Source organism: Microbispora sp. CA-102843 (assembly GCF_050936215.1).
Classification (GTDB): domain Bacteria; phylum Actinomycetota; class Actinomycetes; order Streptosporangiales; family Streptosporangiaceae; genus Microbispora.
Map to the genome: position 1 here is coordinate 8,835,662 of NZ_JBNJNF010000001.1, position 18,891 is coordinate 8,854,552.

Below are 18,891 nucleotides of genomic sequence, written 5' to 3' on the forward strand. Positions count from 1 at the left end.
GACGAAAGGGGAGCACGATGATCCAGGGCAAGACGATCGCATTCCTCGTCGCCCCCGAAGGGGTCGAGCAGGTCGAGCTCACCGAACCGTGGAAGGCCGTCGAGCAGGCGGGCGGCACGCCGAGGCTGGTCTCGGTGGAACGCGGGGAGATCCAGGCGTTCAACCACCTCGACAAGGCCGGCACCTTCCCCGTGGACGCCGTGGCCGGAGAGGTCTCCGCCGCCGACTTCGACGGGCTGGTCCTCCCTGGCGGGGTCGCCAACCCCGACTTCCTGCGGATGCGGCCGGAGGCCGTACGGTTCGTCAAGGAGTTCTTCGACGCGGGCAAGCCGGTCGCGGCGATCTGCCACGCGCCGTGGACCCTCGTCGAGGCCGACGTGGTGCGCGGGCGCACGCTGACCTCGTGGCCCAGCCTCCAGACCGACCTGCGCAACGCGGGGGCGAACTGGGTGGACCAGGAGGTCAAGGTCTGCACGGGCGGCCCGAACACTCTGGTGACCAGCCGGAAGCCGGACGATCTGAAGGCCTTCTGCCAGGCCGCCGTGGACGCGTTCGGCGCCTGAGCGAAGCCCTTCCCGGGTGGATCAAGCTCTGTCATGCTTTCCGGGTGCGATTCCGCGGACTTACGGCATGACCGAGGTTTTCACGCTCGGAGAGGCATTGGGCGTCGTCTCCGGCGACCGGCTCCGGCATGACACGACCATCCGCCTCGACGTGGAGGGGCCCGAGCTGACGACGGCGGTCGGCCTGGCCCGGCTCGGCCACACGGTGAGCTGGCTGGGCCGGGTCAGCGCCGACGAACTGGGCATGCGCACGCTGACCGTCCTGCGCGGCGAGGGCGTGGACGTCTCCCACGTACGGGTGGACCAGACGGCGGCGACCGGGCTGATCCTCCGCCAGCGGCGCATCGGCCGTTCGTCGCACGCCGTCCACTACCGAGAGGGATCGGCCGGGTCGCACCTGTCGACCGGCGACGTGCCCGGTGAGGCGGTCCAGTCGGCGCGGATCCTGCACATCACCGGCGTCACCCTCGGCCTGAGCGGCCTGGCGTGGAGCGCCGTCCACCACGCCGTCAAGCTCGCCAGGGACGCCGGGGTGCTCGTCTCCGTGGACGTCAACCACCGCGCGAACCTGTGGGAGAGCGCGGAGGAGGCCCGGCAGGGGCTCACCGAACTCGCCGCCTCGGCCGACGTGCTCTTCGCGACCCAGGACGAGCTCACGCTCGTGGAACCCGTGCTCGCGTCCACGCCCGAACTGGTCGTGACCCGGGGCGCCAAGGGAGCCAGCGCCACCGTCGAGGGCCTGCGCTACGACACCCAGGCCGCCCCCGTGACCGCGGTCGATCCCTCCGAGGTCGGCGGCGCGTTCGTCGCGGGCTACCTCAGCGCGATCCTGGAGGGGTTGCATCCGGCGGACCGCCTCAAGCGCGGCATCTCGGTGGCCGCCTTCGCGGTGGCCAGCCACAGCTCCTGGCAGGGCCTGCCCACCCGCGGCGAGCTGCCCCCGTGACCAGTGGCGGTGATGGGGTGGTGATCGGCCGCCTCCCGCTGGACGAACAGCTCACCGCCCTGCGGTCTGTTCTCTCCTCCAACGAGGTGCTGCTGGACGTACTGGACCGGACGGCGTCGATGGCACTGCCCGGCTGGTACCTGACGGCGGGGTGCCTGTTCCAGACCGTATGGAACGTCGTCACGGGCAGACCCGCCACCAGCGGGATCAAGGACTACGACGTCTTCTACTTCGATGCCGACGATCTGTCGTGGGAAGCCGAGGACGCGGTGATCAGGGCAGGGAGAGAGCTCTTCGGCGGCCTGCCCGCCGAGGTCGAGATCCGCAACGAGGCTCGTGTCCACCTCTGGTACGAGCAGAAGTTCGGCGTCCCCTGCGCTCCGCACACGTCCACCGAATCGGCCATCGACTGCTTCGCCGCGACCACCTGCTGCCTCGGAGTGCGCCTGGAGCCGACCGGCCGGTGGCGCGTCTACGCCCCACACGGGCTCTCCGACGTGTTCAACCTCGTCGTACGTCCCAACCCGGTGCTCGCCCCGCGTGAGGTCTACGAGGCCAAGACGGCCCGATGGCGCCGCCAGTGGCCCGAGCTGACCGTGCTGGACTGGCCGACCGCCTGATTCTCCGGCCCGCCATCTGTGACTCCAAGAGATTCTCGCGTGAGCTTGCACCGGCCATTCGAAGACGAAAGAATTCATACACGTTTTCGAATTGCTTGAGGAGGGTGTGATGGATCCGTTCGACCGTGATCCTGATCACCTTCGTCGTTCGAATAGCTCTGACGACTGGTGGGACCGGTTGACCTCCGGTTCACCGTTGTGGTCGGCCGAGGGTTCGCTCGCGCGGGAGCATTTCCCGATCATCGAACTGCCGCAGCGGGCGGGCCAGGACACGAGCGACGCCGCGACCGGTGCCGACAGCGCAGACAGCCCGGGTGTGGATGCCGCTGGTGTGGGTGATCGCCGAGCGCGGTCGTCGTGGGTGCTGGTGGGTTCTGTTCGTGAGTCGGCGCAGGCGTTGGCGCTGGCGCCGCTTCCTGATGATGTGGACGTCTGCCTTGCTGAGGCCGAGGACTTGATGTTCGCGCGGGATCGGATCACGTGCGCGTTGGCGGATCGGGTGGGTCGGGTGCATCGTGCGGGGCGGGCCAGGCGGCATGGGCATGCCTCCACCCGCAGCTGGTTGCGTACCGCCGGGGGGATGAGCGTGCCCGGTGCGGGCCGTCTGCTGACCTTGGCCGTGGAGTTGGGCCGCCTGCCGCGGGTGCGGGAGCGGTTTGCCGCCGGTGGCTTGGCGGCGGGGGTGGTGGAGGCGATCTGTACCGCCACCGCGCAGTTGAGCGACGAGCAGGCCGGGCTGGCTGAGCCGATTTTGCTGGAGCTGGCGGGCAAAGCGGGGGCGGCGGAGGTGGCCAAGGCCGGCCGCTACCTCCGCGCGGTGCTGGACCCCGATGGTGAGGACCGTGATGAGCAGGCCGACTACGGGCGGCGTTTCCTGCGGGTCCGGCCCACCGGGGGCGGTGGGCTGGAAGGGGAGTTCTACCTGCCCCGCGAGGCCGCCGCCCGGCTGCGGACCCTGCTGGACGCCTACGCCAAGCCGAAGGCTGAGGGGGATGACCGGCCGCTGCGGGTGCGTAACGCGGATGCGTTCATCGCGTTCCTGGAGCAGAAGATCGCCACCGAGCTCCTGGTCCTGGTCAACGCCGAATCCCTCCCCACCGACCCCGTCACCGACCAATCCGACCACCCGGAAGACACCGACCCCAACGACACCGAAGACACCGGCGACTACGCCCCCAGCGACACCGGAAGCACTGACGACGCCTGCGATGCGAGCACCGCCCCTGCCGAGGGCGAGGACCGCGACCGTGCCGCGGGCCAAACGGGAGCAACGCCCACCGGGCACGCGTCAGCATGGCCTACGCGCGGCGGCAGCGGGCATCCGCACACAGCACAAGCACACACAGCGCATTCGCACGCAGCGCAGCCGGATCCTCCTCCCGAGGCCCCATCTGGACATCACGCCCACGCCGGGCATCGGCCTGCGGGGGACTGTCGGCATGGGCAGGACGGGTGTGAGTGCCACGGCCATGAGCACCGGGGGCACGACGAGGACGGATGCGGGTGCGGCGGCGAGGCGCGGTGCTCGTGCGGAGCGCAGGGGGCGCCGGGGACACCGGGAACGGCGCCAGGCGAGCGGGGACCGGAGCCGAGGAGGCCACCGGGAACAGCGCCAGGGACGACGCCAGGAGCGCTGCCCGGGACAGCGCCGGGGGTGCTACTGGGGGTGCTGCTGGGGACGGCGCCGGGGTTGTTGCTGGCGACCGGGCAGATGCTGCCCCTCACCAGCGTGCACCGGCTGGCCCGCACCTCCACGCTGGTGCGTCTGGTGATGGACGCCAACGGGCAGGTGCTCGACATGGGCCGCAAGGTCCGCCTGGCCACCCCCGCCCAACGACGGGCCGTCTTCGCCCGCTACGCCACCTGCTGGATCGACGGCTGCCCACTCCCCGCCACCATGTGCCAGATCGACCACGCCGACAACTGGAGCACCGGCGGCCTGACCGACCTGAAACTGCTCGGACCGGCCTGCCAGTTCCACAACCGCGACCGCTACCGCCACCCCGACCGCTACACCCGCCACAAGACCGGCACCGACCGCTGGACCTTCACCTACCGGCCGCCGCCCAGGGCTCGGCCCTGACGCGGGCGCCCTCAGGGTCGTAGAGCGGCTCGCGGGTGATGGTGGCGCCCACCTGGCGGCCGTTGACGCCGATCTCCAGCCGGCCGCCTGGCTCCAGATCCGGCGACAGGGCCGGTGGGAGGTAGGCGTACGCGATCGAGCGGCCGACCCGGTGGCCGTACCCACCGCTGGTCACGCGGGAGACCGGACGGCCGTCCAGCCGGACGGGCTCGCCGCCCAGGCAGACGTCGCGCTCGTCGTCGAGCACCAGGCAGCGCAGCACCGTGCGGGGACGCGGCAGGGCGGCCCGGCGTTCCGGCCGTACGGCGAAGCCGAGCCCGGCCTCCAGCGGGCTGGTCTCGGGCGTGACGTCGAGGCCCCAGACGCGGTAGCCCTTCTCCAGCCGCAGGGAGTCGAGCGCTCGGTAGCCCGCAGGTCGCATGCCGTGTGGCAGGCCCGCCTCCATGAGGGAGTCCCACAGCGTCAGCCCGTACTCGGACGGGCAGTAGAGCTCCCAGCCGAACTCGCCCACGAACGTGACCCGCTGGGCGAGCACCGGGACATGTCCCACGCTGATCTCGGCGGCCCGCAGGTAGCCGAAGGTGAGGTCGTCGTCCGTCAGCGACGCAAGGATCTCGTACGCGCGAGGCCCCCACAGGCAGTAGCACGCGTAGGCGGAGGTGACGTCGGCGACGGCCAGCCCGTGACGGCGCAGCAGCGCGGTGTCGTGCACCCCGAACGCGGTGCCGGTGACGAGGCGGAACCGATCCTCCGCCAGCCGGGTCACGGTCACGTCGGCCTCGATGCCGCCGCGTTCGTTGAGCAGTTGCGTGTAGACCACCGTGTAGGCCTCTGCGCCGACGGGCCGGTCCAGAGCGTTGCCCGCGAACCGCTCCAGGTCAGCGACAGATCCGGATATCTCCAGCTTGGCGAAGGATGTCTGGTCGAACAGCCCAGCGGCGTCCCGCGTCGCCAGGCACTCCTCGCGGATCGCCGGAGACCACACCCGGCCCGCCCAGCCCCTCGGCCGGACCTCGCCAGCCCGGGACGTGGACGCGTACCAGTTGACGCGCTCCCAGCCGGCCTTCTCGCCGAAGGAGGCGCCCAGCGCCTCGTGCCGCACCCAGGCGGGCGAACGACGCAGCGGCCGGGCGGCGGTGCGCTCCTCACCGGGATAGACGATGTCGTAGTACTTGCTGTAGGAGTCCAGGGCCCTGGCGCGGGCCCAGCGGGCGGACCGGGCATGAGAGCCGAAACGGCGCACGTCCATGCCGAAGACGTCGTATTCGGGAGCGCCCTCGGCGATCCACTCGGCCATGACCTTGCCCACGCCACCGGCGGCGGCCAGACCGTGCACGCAGAAGCCGGCCGCCACCCACAGCCCGGCGACCGCGGTCTCCCCCAGCAGGAACTCGCCGTCGGGCGTGAACGCCTCCGGCCCGTGTACGACCTTGCGGAACGCCGCCGGATCGTCGCCGTCCCCGACCGACTTCAGTGACGGCACCCGCCGGACCGCCGAGTCCCACGACTCGCGGAACTTCGGCATGTCGGGTGTGAAGAGCGTGCGGGCTTCGGCGAGCGGGCGGCCGGTGTCCCAGACCTGCGGGCTCCTGATGTAGCCGCCGACGAGGATGCCGCCGTCCTCCTCGCGGAAGTACACGATGTTGTCCGGATCCCGCACGGTCGGCGTGTCCGCGGGCACACCGGCCGGCGGAGTCACGACGTACTGGTGCTTGATCGGCACGATCGGGATGTCGGCCCCGGCCATCCGGCCGACCACCCCGGCCGCCGCCCCCGCCGCGTTGACGACGGTCTCCGTGCGCACGACGTGCTCGTCGTCCCCGCTGTCCTCGCCGCGCAGCCGTACGGCGGTCACGCGGCCCTCGTGCACGTCGATGCCGGTGACCTCCACGCCGGTGAAGATCCGTACGCCGAGCTTGCGGGCGCCCTCGGCCAGGGCGTGACCGAGCCTGGCCGGGTCGAGCCAGCCGTCTCCGGGCAGCCACAGCGACCCGAGGACGTCGCCCACCTCCAGCAGCGGCAGCCGGTCGAGCGTGCCCCGGGGGTCGAGCAGCTCCAGGTCGAGCCCGTACGTCTCGGCGGCCCCGGCCTGGCGGAGCAGTTCCTCCATGCGCTCGGGGGTGGTGGCCAGGCGCAGGCCGCCCACGCCGTGCCAGCCCGGATCGAGCCCGGTCAGCTCGCGCAACTCGGGGTAGAGACCGGCCGAGTACATGATCATCCGGGTCTGCGTCACGGTGGACCTGAGCTGGCCGACGAAGCCGGCGGAGTGCCAGGTCGTGCCCTCGGTGAGGTCGTGCCGCTCGACCAGGATCACGTCGGTCCAACCGAGCCTGGCGAGGTGATAGGCGACGCTGCATCCGGCCACTCCGCCGCCGATGACGACGGCGCTGGCGTCTGCGGGAAGTTGCGACATCGGTACCGTCCTGTAACACCCGGCCCAGACAATCGGATCAATGGTCTGAAGGTAGACCAAAAGGAGCCGGGCATGCCAGATCCCGTCGCAGACGCAATGGATCTCGTCACGGCCTGGGCCGGGCGACCGCTGACCTTCACGACGATCAAGGGCGGGCTCAGCCACCACATCGCCAGGGTCGACAGCGAGGACGGCGACCGGTGGCTCCTGCGGGTTCTCGACCCGCGCATCGCCGAGACCGGCCTCGGCATCCCGCCCGACCAGGAGATCGCCAACACGGTCGCCGCGGCGTCGTCCGGGGTCGGCCCCCGCGTCGTCCACGTGCTGCCGGGCGCCCTTCTCCTGGAGTACGTCGAGGGGGTCACCCTTGACGTCCCGGCCGTGGCCGCACGGATCGAGGAGGTGGCGGACGCCTGTCGTCGCCTGCACGCCGGCCCCCGCTTCGGCAACGACTTTGCGATCTTCGACAAGCTCCGCGAGTATGTGGCGCGGTGCCACGCCCACGGCCTGGCCCTTCCCGCCGGATACGAGGACGTGCTGCCGGTCGCGGCCGACGCGGAGGCGGCGCTGGCCCGGCGCCCGCTGCCCACGGTCCCCTGCCACAACGACCTGCTGGCCGAGAACCTGATCGCCACCGGCGACGGCGTCCGGATCGTCGACTACCAGCTCTCCGGCAACAACGACCCCTGTTTCGAGCTGGGGGACATCGCCGCCGAGTCCGACTTCGACCCCGACCAGGTCGTACGGCTCACGCGCGCCTATTTCGGCGACGACGAGCACGTCCCCCGCGTGCGACTAAACCTGATCATGTCCAACCTCACCTGGACGCTCTGGTTCGTCATCCACCAGGGGCTGGTCCGCTCCGGGGCCCTGCCCGGATTCGACTACTCCGCCGAGGCCGCCGACAAGTTCGCCCAAGCCGTACGCGACCTCGAGGATCCATGCTTCGGCCGCCTGATCGACGGGATCGGCGGCCGGATACCCCGCACCGGTTAGAGCCAGTTAGAGGAGGCCTCAGTGGCGCAAGCCCTCGACGATGACGCCAAACGACTAGCGGAACTCGGTTACAAGCAGGAACTGGCCCGCACCTGGAGCGGGTTCTCCAACTTCGCGATCTCCTTCTCCATCATCTCGATCCTGGCCGGATGTTTCACGACCTTCAGCCAGGCGTGGAACAACGGCGGGCCCCTTGCGATCTCCATCGGCTGGCCGCTGATCTCGGCGTTCATCCTGATCATCGGGTTCTGCATGGCGGAGCTGGTCTCCGCGTACCCCACGGCGGGCGGCATCTACTGGTGGGCCGCGAAGCTGGGCAGGCCGGTCCACGGCTGGTTCACCGGCTGGCTCAACCTGATCGGACTGATCGCGGTGACCGCGTCGGTCGACTACGGCTGCGCCACCTTCCTGAACATCGTGATCGGCCGGTTCAGCGACTCCTGGGCGAACGGCGACGCGCTGCGCCAGACCTTCCTGCTGTTCGCGATCGTCCTGGTGCTGCACGCGTTGATCAACATCTTCAGCCACCGCCTGATCTCACTGCTGCAGAACGTCTCGGTGTGGTGGCACGTGTTCGGCGCGGCGGCCGTCGTACTGATCCTGATCTTCGGCCCGTCGAAGCACCAGAGCGTGGGCTTCCTGTTCGAGACCTTCAACCGCTCCGGCTTCGGCGACGGCGACTCGGGCCCGACGTTCTGGCTGTACGTGCTGCCGCTGGGCTTCCTGCTCACGCAGTACACGATCACCGGCTTCGACGCCTGCGCCCACGTGTCGGAGGAGACCCACGGCGCGGCCCGCACCGCCGCCAAGGGCCTGTGGCAGTCGATCTTCTACTCCGCGATCGGCGGCTGGATCCTGCTGCTGGCGTTCCTGTTCGCGGCCACGAACGTGGACGCCGTCAACGCCGAGGGCGGCTTCGTCGGGGCCATCTTCACCTCGTCGCTGTCGTCCACCCTCGCCACCGTCGTCTTCGGGATCTCCACGGTCGGGCAGTTCTTCTGCGGCATGAGCTGCGTGACCTCGATGTCGCGGATGACGTACGCGTTCTCCCGGGACGGCGCGGTGCCGGGCTGGCGGCTGTGGTCGAAGATCGACCGCAACCGCACGCCGGTCAACGCGATCATCGGCGGGTGCGGGGTCGCGCTGCTGATCACGCTGCCCGCGCTCTACGCGCCCGAGGGCACGACGACCCCCGTGGCGTTCCTCGCCGTGGTGTCCATCGCGGTGATCGGGCTCTACCTCGCGTTCCTCATCCCGATCTGGCTGCGCCTGCGCGCCGGGGACTCCTTCCAGGCCGGGCCGTGGACCCTCGGCCGCAAGTACAAGGCGCTGTCCTGGATCGCCGTGATCGAGATCGCGATCATCTCGATCTACTTCATCCTGCCCATCGCCCCTGCGGGCGTCCCGGGCAACAAGGACTTCGCCTGGACGTCGGTGAACTACGCCCCGATCGCCGTGGGCGCCGTGCTCATCGGCATCGCCCTGTGGTGGCACCTGTCCGCCAAGCACTGGTTCACCGGGCCCCGCCGCACCGTCGACGACATCGGCGACGACGTCGGCGAGCCCGAGCCCGTCGCGTGACGGCCTAGAGCCCTCAGGAGGCCTCGAACGCCTCCGCGACGACTCGGCGGGTCTCCTCCATGGAGGCCCGTTCGAGCTCGCGGGCGATCGAGGTCATCTCCACGTCGGGCATGCCGCAGGGCACCGCGAGGTCCCAGGGCGTGAGGTCGCCGTCCACGTTGAGCGCGAAGCCGTGGCTGGTGACCGACCGGCTCGACCGCATGCCGATCGAGACGATCTTCCGCCCGGTGTCCCGGGTCCACACGCCGGTGAGCAGCTCCGACCCGGCCGGGGTGTCGCGCCGCTCGGCCGGGACGCCGAGCTTGCCCAGCGCCTCGACCAGCCGCAGCTCGACCTCGCGGATGTAGTCGACCACGCCCTCGCCGGCCCGCAACTTCACGATGAGATAGCCGACGAGCTGCCCGGGCCCGTGATAGGTGAGCTGGCCGCCGCGGCCGGTCGGCACCACGGGGATGCCGGCCGACGGGGCGGGCAGGTGGGACTCCATCGTCCGCTTGCCGACCGTGAAGACCGGCGGATGACTGAGCAGCCACAACGTGTCGGGCCGCGCGTCGTCCTGCCGTTCCTCGACCAGCGCGGCCATGCGCTCCATGGCCTTCTCGTAGTCGACCAGGTCGTCCTGGACCAGCGTCAGGGGCCGTTGCCGCATCATCGCTCACCTCTCCTGATGTGAGCATAAACGGGCCCACACGGCCCCGTGCCGCCTACCTGCGCTCGTACGAGTAGTCATAGCCCGGCGACGCGGAGGCCGGGGCCTTGGGGAACAGCACCCACATGATGATGTAGGCCACGAACTGCGGACCCGGCAGCAGGCAGGACAGCAGGAACAGCACCCGCACGACCGTCGGCGACATGCCGTACCGGTCCGCGATCCCTCCGCAGACACCAGCGATGATCTTGTGCTGTCTCGATCGGTACATCGATCGGCTCCTTTCGTCATCCGGTTCAACGGACGGCCTCGTCAGTCACGTTCCGCGAGGAACCCTGAGAAAACCCCGATCCCCTGACCCTGAGGCCACAGGGGTCTATCCGCACTGCCAGGGCGCCCCCGGCACGACCAGCGGGCCGCCCGTGACCGGGTCCGGTACGACGACGGATGTGAGCCCGAAGACCTCGTGGACCAGATCGGCGGTGATGATGTCGCCCGGTGCGCCCTGGGCGACGATTCGTCCCGCCTTCATGGCGATGAGGTGATCGGCGTAGCGGGCGGCCTGGTTGAGGTCGTGCAGGACGACGACGACGGTCCGGCCGCGCTCGCGGTTGAGCTGCCGCACCAGGTCGAGCACCTCGACCTGGTGCGCGATGTCGAGGTATGTCGTCGGCTCGTCCAGCAGCAGGAGGCCGGTGTCCTGAGCGAGGGCCATCGCGATCCACGCCCGCTGCCGCTGGCCGCCGGACAGCTCGTCGACCAGCCGCTCCGCGAGATCGCCGGTCGCGGTGCGGTCCATCGCCTCGCCGACGGCCTTCTCGTCCGCCTCAGTCCACTGCTGCCACCACTTGTGGTGTGGCTGCCGCCCGCGGGTGACCAGTTCGGAGACCGTGATCCCCTCCGGCGGCACCGGGGTCTGCGGCAGCAGCCCGATCTCCTGGGCGACTCGCTTGGTGGGGATGCGTGCCAGCGCTGTGCCGTCCAGCAGGACCGCGCCGCGCCGCGGCTTGAGCAGCCGGCCCAACGCGCGCAGGAGGGTGGACTTGCCGCACGCGTTGGGGCCGATGATGACGGTGACCTGCCCGTCCGGGATCTCCAGGTCGAGGCCGTCGACGACCGTACGGTCCTCGTACGTGAGCACGAGCCCTTCGGCCCTCAGGCGGTTGCCGGTCATGCGGTGCCTCCGGAGCGGCTGCGAGTGCGGACGATCAGCCACATCAGATACGGGGCGCCCACCGCCGCGGTGAACACGCCGACCGGCAGCTCGATCGGGGAGAACAGCTTGCGGGCCAGCAGATCCGCGACGGTTACGATCAGGGCGCCGGTCAGCGCGGAGCCGACCAGGGGGATCTGTGCGGTGCGGGTGAGGCGGCGGGCGATCTGCGGGGCGAGCAGCGCGACGAAGTCGACCGGGCCTGCCGCGGCCGTCGCCACCGATGCCAGGACGACGCCGAGGACGGTCAGGCACAGGCGGACCCGGCCGAGCCGTACGCCGAGAGCGGTCGCCGTGTCGTCGTCGAACAACACCGTGCGCTGGGCCCGGGCCGCCCAGAACAGCGCCGGCGTCAACACGAGCAGGATCGAGGCGAGCGGTAGGGCGTGGTCGTAGCCGCGGCCGTTGAGCGATCCGGTGAGCCAGACCTTGGCCTGCTGGGCCACCAGGTAGTCGCCCTTGGTGAGGAACAGCTGGGTCAGGGAGCCGAGCGCCACCGAGATGCCGATGCCGATGAGCACGAAGCGGGCGGCGTGCAGGCCCCTGCGCCAGGCGAAGACGTAGACCAGCGAAGCGGCGGCCAGGCCGCCGAGGATCGAGACGTACGGCAGGGTGGTGTGCGCGGTGACGCCGAAGGTCATCGCGGCGACGGTCGCCGCGCCCGCGCCATGTGTCACACCGATCACGTCCGGGCTGGCGAGCGGGTTGCGGGCCACGGTCTGGATGAAGGATCCGGCGATGCCGAAGGCGGCGCCGGCGAGCAGACCGACCACGAGGCGGGGCATCCGCAGGGTGCCGACCACGAACTCATCGGGGCTCGGCTGCCCCGCAAGCACGCGGACGACCTCCGTGGGACTGACGAAGGATTCACCGACGCACAAATAGACGACGACGGTCACCGCGAGCACCGCGCCGAGCAGGGTGGCGACGAGGGTCGCCCTGCGGTGCAGCAGGAAGCTGCCCCGCCCCGCGCGCAGGACGGAAAAGCCTGTGGGGCGCACGGTCACGCCGCCACCACCGCCTTCCTGCGTACCAGTGCGATCAGGAACGGTACGCCGAGCAGTGCGGTCATGACGGCCACCGGCACCTCCGAGGGCGGGAAGACGACGCGGCCGAGGACGTCCGCGACCAGGATCATCACGGGACCGAGCAGGACCGCCGCGGGAAGGACCCAGCGGTGGTCCGTGCCCACGAGCGCTCGCGCGATGTGCGGGACGGCCAGGCCGGTGAAGGCGATCGGACCGGCGGCGGCGACCGCGACGCCGGTCAGCACGGTGGCGCCGAGACCTCCGAGGATCCGCAACAGGGGGACGTTGTGGCCGAGCCCCTTGGCCACGTCCTCACCGAGCGCGAGCGCGTCGAGTCCCCGGGCCATCGCGGCGACCAGCAGCAGCCCCGCGAGGAGGAACGGCCAGGTCTGACCGGCGATCTCAGCACTCCGGCCGCTGATCGAGCCGACATGCCAGAATCGGAACTCGTCCAGGGCCTCGGCGTCGATCGTCACGATGCCGGAGACCAGGGAGGCGAGCAGGGCGTTCATCGCGGTGCCGGCCAGGGCGAGCTTGACCGGGGTGGCGCCGCCGCGCCCGCCGCTGGCGATGATGTAGGCCGCGACCGCCGCGATCCCCCCGCCCGCGAAGGCGAACCATACGTAGCCGCTCAGCGAGTGCACTCCGAGGAACGCGATCGCGCACACCACGCCCACCGAGGCGCCCTGGCTGACGCCCAGGATGCCGGGCTCGGCGATGGGGTTACGGGTGATGCCCTGCATGACCGTGCCGGCCACGGCGAGGGCGACGCCGACCATCACCCCGATGAGGGTGCGAGGCACCCGCAGCGACCGTACGACCTGGGCGTCGTCGCTGCCGCCGCCGTGCACCAGGGCGTCCACCACCACGCCCGGCGCGATCTGGCGGCTGCCCACCGCGAGGCTGAGCACTACGGCGAGGACCAGCAGGCCGGCGAGGACCAGCAGGAGCGCGCCCCCGGCCGTCGGGCCGATGCGGCGTCGGGTGGCACGGGACATTCGTTCGCTTTCTCGGAGTGCGGAACCGTGCGCGCCTAGCCGGCGAGGTACCTCTCCAGATCCCCGACGACCTCCATGGCGGCGGTGACGCCGAGGCCGAGATACCAGGTCTCGTCCGGGACCTCGTAGGCGTGCCCGGCCTTGACCGCCTTGAGGTTCTTCCACAGCGGGTTGCCCTGGACCGCCGACTTGTCGGTGGCCTTCGGATCGCCGTAGACACCGGTGAAGATGACGTCCGCGTCCGCCTGGTCGATGTTCTCCGCGCTCACCTCCGCGGCGAGGTCGGGGATGCTCTGGTTGTCCGGGCGCGGGACGCCGGCGTCTTCGAGGATGGTGCCGATGAAGGAGGCCTTGGCGTAGAGGCGGATCACGCCGTCGGGCAGGAAACGCACCATCGAGACGACGGGCTTGTCGTCGCCCAGCTTCGTGCCGAGGTCCTTCACCTTGCGGTCGTACTCGGCGAGTCTCGCCTTGGCCTCGTCGGTCTTGTCGAGGGCGGCCGCGTTGAGGAGGTAGTTCTCCTTCCAGGTGAAGCCGGGACGGATGGAGAACACGGTCGGGGCGATCTTCGACAGCTCGTCGTACTGCTCGGCGGCGCGCAGCTGGCTGCCGAGGATCAGGTCCGGGTGCAGCCCGGCGATCGCCTCCAGGTTGAGGTTGTTGATGGTGCCGACGTTCTTCGGGGTGCCGGCGTCCTGCTTCAGGTAGGACGGCAGTTCGGGCGACCCCTCGCTGGGCGCGAAGCCGACCGGCTTGACGCCCAGGGACACGACGTTGTCGAGCTCTCCGACATCCAGGACGACGACCCGCTCGGGCGCGGCCTTGATCTCGGTCGTGCCCATGGCGTGGGTGACGGTGCGCGGCCACTCGCCCGGTTTGGCGTCGGTGCCCATCGCGGCGGTCTTCTCCGCGGCGGTGCTGAAGTTCTCGCCGCCCTGGGCGACGGCCTTCTTGGCGGCCTCGGCGGCCTCGGCGGGCGCGCCGGCATCCGCGCCGGTGCCGGAGGAGGTGCCGCACGCAGCCAGTGAGAGTGCGACTGCGACGGCGCCGATACCGATACCGCGGTGCCGGAGAAACATACAGGGCTCCCTGCCAAGACAGTAAATTAGGTAAGCCTTACCTTATAGGGATCTTCCCTGGTTTCATCAAGCCCGAAAAGTGTGGTTATGGTCACTGGCGGCGCGCAGGGCCGTCGATTCGACGGCATCTCGCTGGTGATCTTCCTCAGGAAGAGGGCATATAGGGAGGCAAAAGAGCATCCTTGGAGATCCATATGGACATAGCGACCCTGCAGGCACAGAGCCGCCTGTACCTGCGCCAGAAGATCACCGTGATGGTGAACAGGTACGTCGTCCATATGGCTCTCCCCGACGGTTCCGAAGGCGAGGTCGTGGCCTTCGCCGAGCAGAAGCGGATGGCGCTCAAGGAGCAGGTGACGCTCTACACCGACGAGTCCCGGCAGGCGACGCTGGCCGGGTTCAAGGCGCGCAAGGTCCTCGACCTCGCCGGCGAGTACGACGTGGTGGACGACGCGGGGAACCCCATCGGGATGTTCCGCAAGGATTTCGGCCGGTCGCTGCTCCGCTCGACCTGGCACCTCCAGCAGCCGGGACTGCCCACGCTGACCGGGCAGGAGCGGAACCTGGCGGTCGCCCTGCTGCGCCGGTTCTCCGACTCGCTGGAGTGGCTGCCGTACCACTTCGACTTCAGCATCGGCGCCTCGATCGCGTTCTCCGTCGACCGCAGGTGGGGCCTGCGCGACCGGTACGCCATCGACATCCGCGACCCGCGCCTCGACCGCCGCCTGGTCATCGCCATGGCCGTGGCGCTCGACGCCCTGCAGGCCCGGTAGCCCTCGAGGGAATTGCCGAAGCAAGTGAGCCTGTTATAGTCAGCGACAAGCCGTATGGTTCTGGCTCCGCGGTCCGACCGCCAGTGAACACTGATGAGCCCATACGCGCATCACACGTATTCCGAGAGCATCTCTCAGCCACCGGTCAAAGCAGCACAGGCCGATATGCACTGAGACGCTGCGCCGGGAGGAACCTCCGGTCCTCGCGAAGCCCGCTCCGCTCCCGCCGAACCGGCCGTTCCCACATCAGCTTGCACCTCTACATCCGAGACCCAAGGAGTCCCATGACCATCACTTCTCTCAGCGTTCCCAAGCCGCGCAGCGTTTCCCGGCCCCCGGCCCGTACGAAGACCGCTCAAACCACGGAGGTCACCGGCCTGTTCGACCGGTCCGGCAGGAACGCGGTGATCCGTACCAACGGCTACCTGCCCGGCCCGAAGGACGTGACCGTCCCGGCCGCGCTCGCGGGCGCGCTCGACCTGCGCCGCGGCGACCACGTCCGCGGCATCGCCCAGAACGGCACACTCACCTCCGTAACGGTCGTGAACGGCGCGCCCGCGGACACCGCGCGGCCCCACTTCGCCGATCTCGTGCCGATCCACCCCGACGAGCGGCTGCGCCTGGAGACGACGCGGAACGTGCTGGCCACGCGGGTCATCGACCTGTTCGCGCCGATCGGCAAGGGCCAGCGCGGCCTGATCGTCGCCCCGCCGAAGGCCGGCAAGACGATGCTCCTCAAGGCCGTCGCGAACGCGATCACGACCAACCACCCCGAATGCCACCTCATGGTCGTCCTGGTGGACGAGCGGCCGGAGGAGGTCACCGACATGCGCGAGTCGGTCCGGGCCGAGGTGGTCGCCTCGACCTTCGACCGTGTGCCGCAGGACCACATCACCGCGGCCGAACTCGCCGTCGAGCGGGCCAAGCGGCTCGTGGAGAAGGGCCGCGACGTCGTCGTGCTCATCGACTCGATCACGCGCCTCGGCCGGGCGTACAACATGGCCGCGCCGAGCGGCGGGCGCGTGCTCACGGGCGGCATGGACGCCCGGGCCCTGCACCAGCCCAAGAAGGTGCTCGGCGCCGCCCGCAACATCGATGGCGGCGGCTCGCTCACGATCCTCGCCACCGCGCTGGTCGAGACCGGCTCGAAGATGGACGACAACCTCTTCGAGGAGTTCAAGAGCACCGGCAACATGGAGCTGAAGCTGAGCCGGAGCCTGGCCGACCGTCGCGTCTTCCCCGCAGTCGACGTCATCGCCTCCGGCACGCGCCGCGAGGAACTGCTGCTCCACCCCGCCGAGCAGCCGCCGATCTGGCGGCTGCGCCGGGCGTTGCAGGACCAGGAGGCGTTCGAACGCTTCCTCACCTCGATGAAGAACACCGGCTCGAACGCCGAACTCCTCCTGGCCCTGGCGAAGGGCTAAATCCCGATCGGATGCCAGACGGTCTTGGTCTCCAGGAACGCCGTCATCCGCTCGATGCCGGGGTCGGCGAGCCAGTCCACGCGATCGGCCGGCGGCCGGAGCACCCGCTTGAGGTTCTCCGCAGCCAGTTCCTCACACGTGACGGCCAGCTCGGGGTCGGCGCCCGACAGGTCGATGCCGTTGACGTCCATGTGGCCCGCCAGCCAGGGGGCGATCTCGGCGGCCGATCCGGTGAGGATGTTCACCACCCCGCCCGGCAGGTCGGAGGTCGCCAGCACCTCGGCCAGCGTGATCGCCGGCAGCGGCGCGCGCTCGGAGGCGACCACCACGCAGGTGTTGCCGGTGACGATCACCGGCGCGATCACGCTGACCAGTCCCAGGAGCGGTCCCGCCGGCGGTGCCACCACCGCGACCACGCCCGTCGGCTCCGGGCTCGACAGGTTGAAGTACGGCCCGGCCACCGGATTGGCCGACCCGAGGACCGCGCCGATCTTGTCGGACCAGCCCGCGTACCAGACCAGCCGGTCCACCGCGGCGTCCACCAGCTCACCGGCCTTTTTGATCCCCACGCCGTCGGCGTCGGCGACCTCGGCGGCGAACTGGGCGCGGCGGCCCTCCAGCATCTCGGCGATCCGGTACAGGATCTGGCCCCTGTTGTACGCCGTGGCACCCGACCAGCCGGAGAACGCCTTCCGCGCGGCCGTGACCGCGTCCCTGGCGTCCTTACGCGAGGCCCTGGCCGCGTTGGCGAGGAAGTCGCCCTTGGAGGAGGTCACGACATACGACCTTCCGCTCTCCGAACGCGGGAACGCGCCGCCGATGAACAGCTTGTACGTCTTGCGCACACTCAGGCGTTCGGTGCGCTCACTCATCGAAGGTTCCAATCTCCAGAGGACGGGCCGGCTGGTAGGTCTGGCCGCACCGGCACACGCCGCCGCGGTGCGCGAACCAGCCGTGCCGTACGGCGAAGCGGCGGGAGCGGCGGCCACGGGAGAAACCCTCCCCGGCCCCCGCGCGGACCCGGCGGACGAGACGGCGGCGACGGCCGTCGTCGCACCTGCCGGACAGGCGGCCGGAGGGATGATCACACCGCAAGGTATGCCTCCAGACCATGCCGCCCGCCCTCGCGGCCGTAACCCGACTCCTTGTAGCCGCCGAACGGCGAGGTGGGATCGAACCGGTTGAACGTGTTGGACCAGACGACGCCGGCCCGCAGCCGGGACGCCATCCACAGCATGCGCGAGCCCTTCTCGGTCCAGACGCCCGCCGACAGCCCGAACGGCGTGTTGTTGGCCTTCTCCACCGCCTCGGCGGGGGTGCGGAACGTCAGCACCGACAACACCGGCCCGAAGATCTCCTCCCGGGCGATCCGGTGCGACTGGGCCACACCGGTGAAGACGGTGGGCGGGAACCAGTAGCCGCGGTCGGGGATCGGGCAGGCGGGCGACCACCGCTCGGCGCCCTCGGCCTCCCCGGCCTCCGACAGCTCACGGATCTTGGCGAGCTGCTCGGCCGAGTTGATCGCGCCGATATCGGTGTTCTTGTCCAGCGGGTCGCCGAGCCTCAGCGTGCCGAGACGCCGCTTGAGCGCGTCCAGCAGGTCGGCGGCGATCGACTCCTGCACCAGCAGCCGGGATCCGGCGCAGCAGACGTGGCCCTGGTTGAAGAAGATGCCGTTGACGATGCCCTCGACGGCCTGGTCCAGCGGCGCGTCCTCGAACACGATGTTGGCGGCCTTGCCGCCGAGCTCCAGCGTGAGCTTCTTGCGGGTCCCCGCGAGGCTCCTGGCGATGAGGCGGCCGACCTCGGTCGAGCCGGTGAAGGCGACCTTGTCCACGCCAGGGTGGTTCACGAGCGCGGCGCCCGTCTCACCCGCGCCGGTGACGATGTTGACGACCCCCGGCGGCAGGTCGGCCTGGCGGCAGATCTCGGCGAACGCCAGCGCGGTCAGCGGCGTGGTCTCGGCCGGCTTGAGCACGACCGTGTTGCCGCAGGCCAGCGCGGGCGCGATCTTCCAGGCCAGCATGAGCAGCGGGAAGTTCCACGGGATGACCTGCCCGGCCACGCCCAGCGGCCGCGGGTCCGGACCGAAACCGGCGTAGGTCAGCTTGTCGGCCCAGCCGGCGTAGTAGAAGAAGTGAGCCGCGACCAGCGGGAGGTCCACGTCGCGGGACTCCCGGATCGGCTTGCCGTTGTCGAGCGTCTCCAGGACCGCCAGCTCACGCGACCGTTCCTGGATGATCCGGGCGATCCGGAACAGGTACTTGGCCCGCTCCGCGCCCGGCATGGCCGACCACACGGGGAACGCCTTGGCCGCGGCCTGGACTGCGCGGTCGACGTCGGCCTCCCCCGCCCACGCGACCTCCGCGAGCACCTCCTCGGTGGCCGGGTTGACGGTCTTGTGGCGTTCCTCGCCCTGCGGCTCGACCCACTCGCCGTTGATGAACAGGCCGTACGACGGCCGGATGTCGACGATGTCCCGCGACTCGGGCGCGGGTGCGTATTCGAACATGCCTCAGTCCAGC

Annotated in this window: 17 protein-coding genes and 1 pseudogene; 8 read left to right on the plus strand and 10 right to left on the minus strand. The window is 70.3% G+C overall.

Annotation, left to right across the window (positions count from 1 at the left end):
- The first annotated feature begins 17 nt into the window (after positions 1–17).
- From ACQEVJ_RS41035 to ACQEVJ_RS41050, 4 genes are all read left to right on the plus strand, one after another.
- A complete protein-coding gene (locus tag ACQEVJ_RS41035) occupies positions 18–563 on the plus strand; it encodes a type 1 glutamine amidotransferase domain-containing protein (RefSeq protein WP_433110238.1) in 546 nt (181 codons plus the stop codon).
- A 67-nt stretch (positions 564–630) separates the two neighbouring features.
- Complete coding sequence (locus tag ACQEVJ_RS41040; protein ID WP_433110240.1) at positions 631–1,509, plus strand: sugar kinase; 879 nt, start codon at positions 631–633, stop codon at positions 1,507–1,509.
- Positions 1,506–2,129 (plus strand): nucleotidyltransferase family protein, encoded by a 624-nt coding sequence (locus ACQEVJ_RS41045; protein WP_433110242.1) that lies wholly within the window; start codon positions 1,506–1,508, stop codon positions 2,127–2,129. The genes ACQEVJ_RS41040 and ACQEVJ_RS41045 overlap by 4 nt, the downstream gene beginning before the upstream one ends.
- A gap of 109 nt (positions 2,130–2,238) precedes the next feature.
- Positions 2,239–4,212 carry a DUF222 domain-containing protein gene (locus ACQEVJ_RS41050; RefSeq protein ID WP_433110244.1) on the plus strand — a complete coding sequence of 658 codons (1,974 nt, stop codon included), beginning with the start codon at positions 2,239–2,241 and terminating at the stop codon, positions 4,210–4,212.
- Here ACQEVJ_RS41050 and ACQEVJ_RS41055 read toward each other — a convergent pair.
- On the minus strand, positions 4,178–6,625 hold the full coding sequence (locus ACQEVJ_RS41055) for a GcvT family protein (RefSeq protein ID WP_433110246.1): 2,448 nt from the start codon (positions 6,623–6,625) through the stop codon (positions 4,178–4,180). The two genes, ACQEVJ_RS41050 and ACQEVJ_RS41055, sit on opposite strands and share 35 nt — an antisense overlap.
- A 72-nt stretch (positions 6,626–6,697) precedes the next feature.
- On the opposite strand from ACQEVJ_RS41055, the gene ACQEVJ_RS41060 reads away from it, so the two are divergent.
- Positions 6,698–7,621 (plus strand): phosphotransferase, encoded by a 924-nt coding sequence (locus tag ACQEVJ_RS41060; protein ID WP_433110248.1) that lies wholly within the window; start codon positions 6,698–6,700, stop codon positions 7,619–7,621.
- A gap of 21 nt (positions 7,622–7,642) precedes the next feature.
- Positions 7,643–9,202: an amino acid permease gene (locus ACQEVJ_RS41065; RefSeq protein ID WP_433110250.1), complete on the plus strand. Its 1,560-nt coding sequence runs from the start codon at positions 7,643–7,645 to the stop codon at positions 9,200–9,202.
- 13 nt (positions 9,203–9,215) lie between these two features.
- On the opposite strand, the gene lipB is transcribed toward ACQEVJ_RS41065, so the two are convergent.
- The 6 genes from lipB to ACQEVJ_RS41095 all read right to left on the minus strand — a co-directional run bounded on the left by lipB (position 9,216) and on the right by ACQEVJ_RS41095 (position 14,169).
- Complete coding sequence (lipB, locus tag ACQEVJ_RS41070) at positions 9,216–9,854, minus strand: lipoyl(octanoyl) transferase LipB (protein ID WP_433110252.1); 639 nt, start codon at positions 9,852–9,854, stop codon at positions 9,216–9,218.
- A 52-nt stretch (positions 9,855–9,906) separates the two neighbouring features.
- Entirely contained in the window at positions 9,907–10,122 is a 216-nt protein-coding gene (locus ACQEVJ_RS41075; RefSeq protein ID WP_433110254.1) for a PspC domain-containing protein, read from the minus strand.
- Positions 10,123–10,227: 105 nt separating this feature from the next.
- Complete coding sequence (locus tag ACQEVJ_RS41080) at positions 10,228–11,025, minus strand: ABC transporter ATP-binding protein (protein ID WP_433110256.1); 798 nt, start codon at positions 11,023–11,025, stop codon at positions 10,228–10,230.
- Positions 11,022–12,071, minus strand: coding sequence for a FecCD family ABC transporter permease (locus tag ACQEVJ_RS41085; protein ID WP_433110258.1), 1,050 nt, complete (start codon positions 12,069–12,071; stop codon positions 11,022–11,024). Before ACQEVJ_RS41085 ends, ACQEVJ_RS41080 begins: the two co-directional genes overlap by 4 nt.
- Positions 12,068–13,090: a FecCD family ABC transporter permease gene (locus ACQEVJ_RS41090; RefSeq protein WP_433110260.1), complete on the minus strand. Its 1,023-nt coding sequence runs from the start codon at positions 13,088–13,090 to the stop codon at positions 12,068–12,070. Before ACQEVJ_RS41090 ends, ACQEVJ_RS41085 begins: the two co-directional genes overlap by 4 nt.
- 35 nt (positions 13,091–13,125) lie before the next feature.
- Complete coding sequence (locus ACQEVJ_RS41095) at positions 13,126–14,169, minus strand: ABC transporter substrate-binding protein (protein WP_433110262.1); 1,044 nt, start codon at positions 14,167–14,169, stop codon at positions 13,126–13,128.
- 194 nt (positions 14,170–14,363) lie between these two features.
- Between ACQEVJ_RS41095 and ACQEVJ_RS41100 the strand changes: the two genes are divergently transcribed.
- Both ACQEVJ_RS41100 and rho read left to right on the plus strand, forming a co-directional pair.
- On the plus strand, positions 14,364–14,942 hold the full coding sequence (locus ACQEVJ_RS41100) for a hypothetical protein (protein ID WP_433110264.1): 579 nt from the start codon (positions 14,364–14,366) through the stop codon (positions 14,940–14,942).
- 368 nt (positions 14,943–15,310) lie between these two features.
- Positions 15,311–16,366: pseudogene (gene rho / locus ACQEVJ_RS41105) on the plus strand (transcription termination factor Rho); the annotation flags it as partial.
- Here the strand turns inward: rho and ACQEVJ_RS41110 are convergent.
- From ACQEVJ_RS41110 to ACQEVJ_RS41120, 3 genes are read right to left on the minus strand one after another with little or no spacing between them, the layout of a single operon-like run.
- Positions 16,363–17,238 (minus strand): aldehyde dehydrogenase family protein, encoded by an 876-nt coding sequence (locus ACQEVJ_RS41110; RefSeq protein WP_433110266.1) that lies wholly within the window; start codon positions 17,236–17,238, stop codon positions 16,363–16,365. The pseudogene rho and the gene ACQEVJ_RS41110 overlap by 4 nt on opposite strands.
- A complete protein-coding gene (locus ACQEVJ_RS41115) occupies positions 17,231–17,461 on the minus strand; it encodes a hypothetical protein (RefSeq protein WP_433110268.1) in 231 nt (76 codons plus the stop codon). The genes ACQEVJ_RS41110 and ACQEVJ_RS41115 overlap by 8 nt, the downstream gene beginning before the upstream one ends.
- Positions 17,451–18,878, minus strand: a complete 1,428-nt coding sequence (locus tag ACQEVJ_RS41120) for an aldehyde dehydrogenase family protein (RefSeq protein WP_433110270.1) — start codon at positions 18,876–18,878, stop codon at positions 17,451–17,453. The genes ACQEVJ_RS41115 and ACQEVJ_RS41120 overlap by 11 nt, the downstream gene beginning before the upstream one ends.
- Positions 18,879–18,891: the final 13 nt, after the last annotated feature.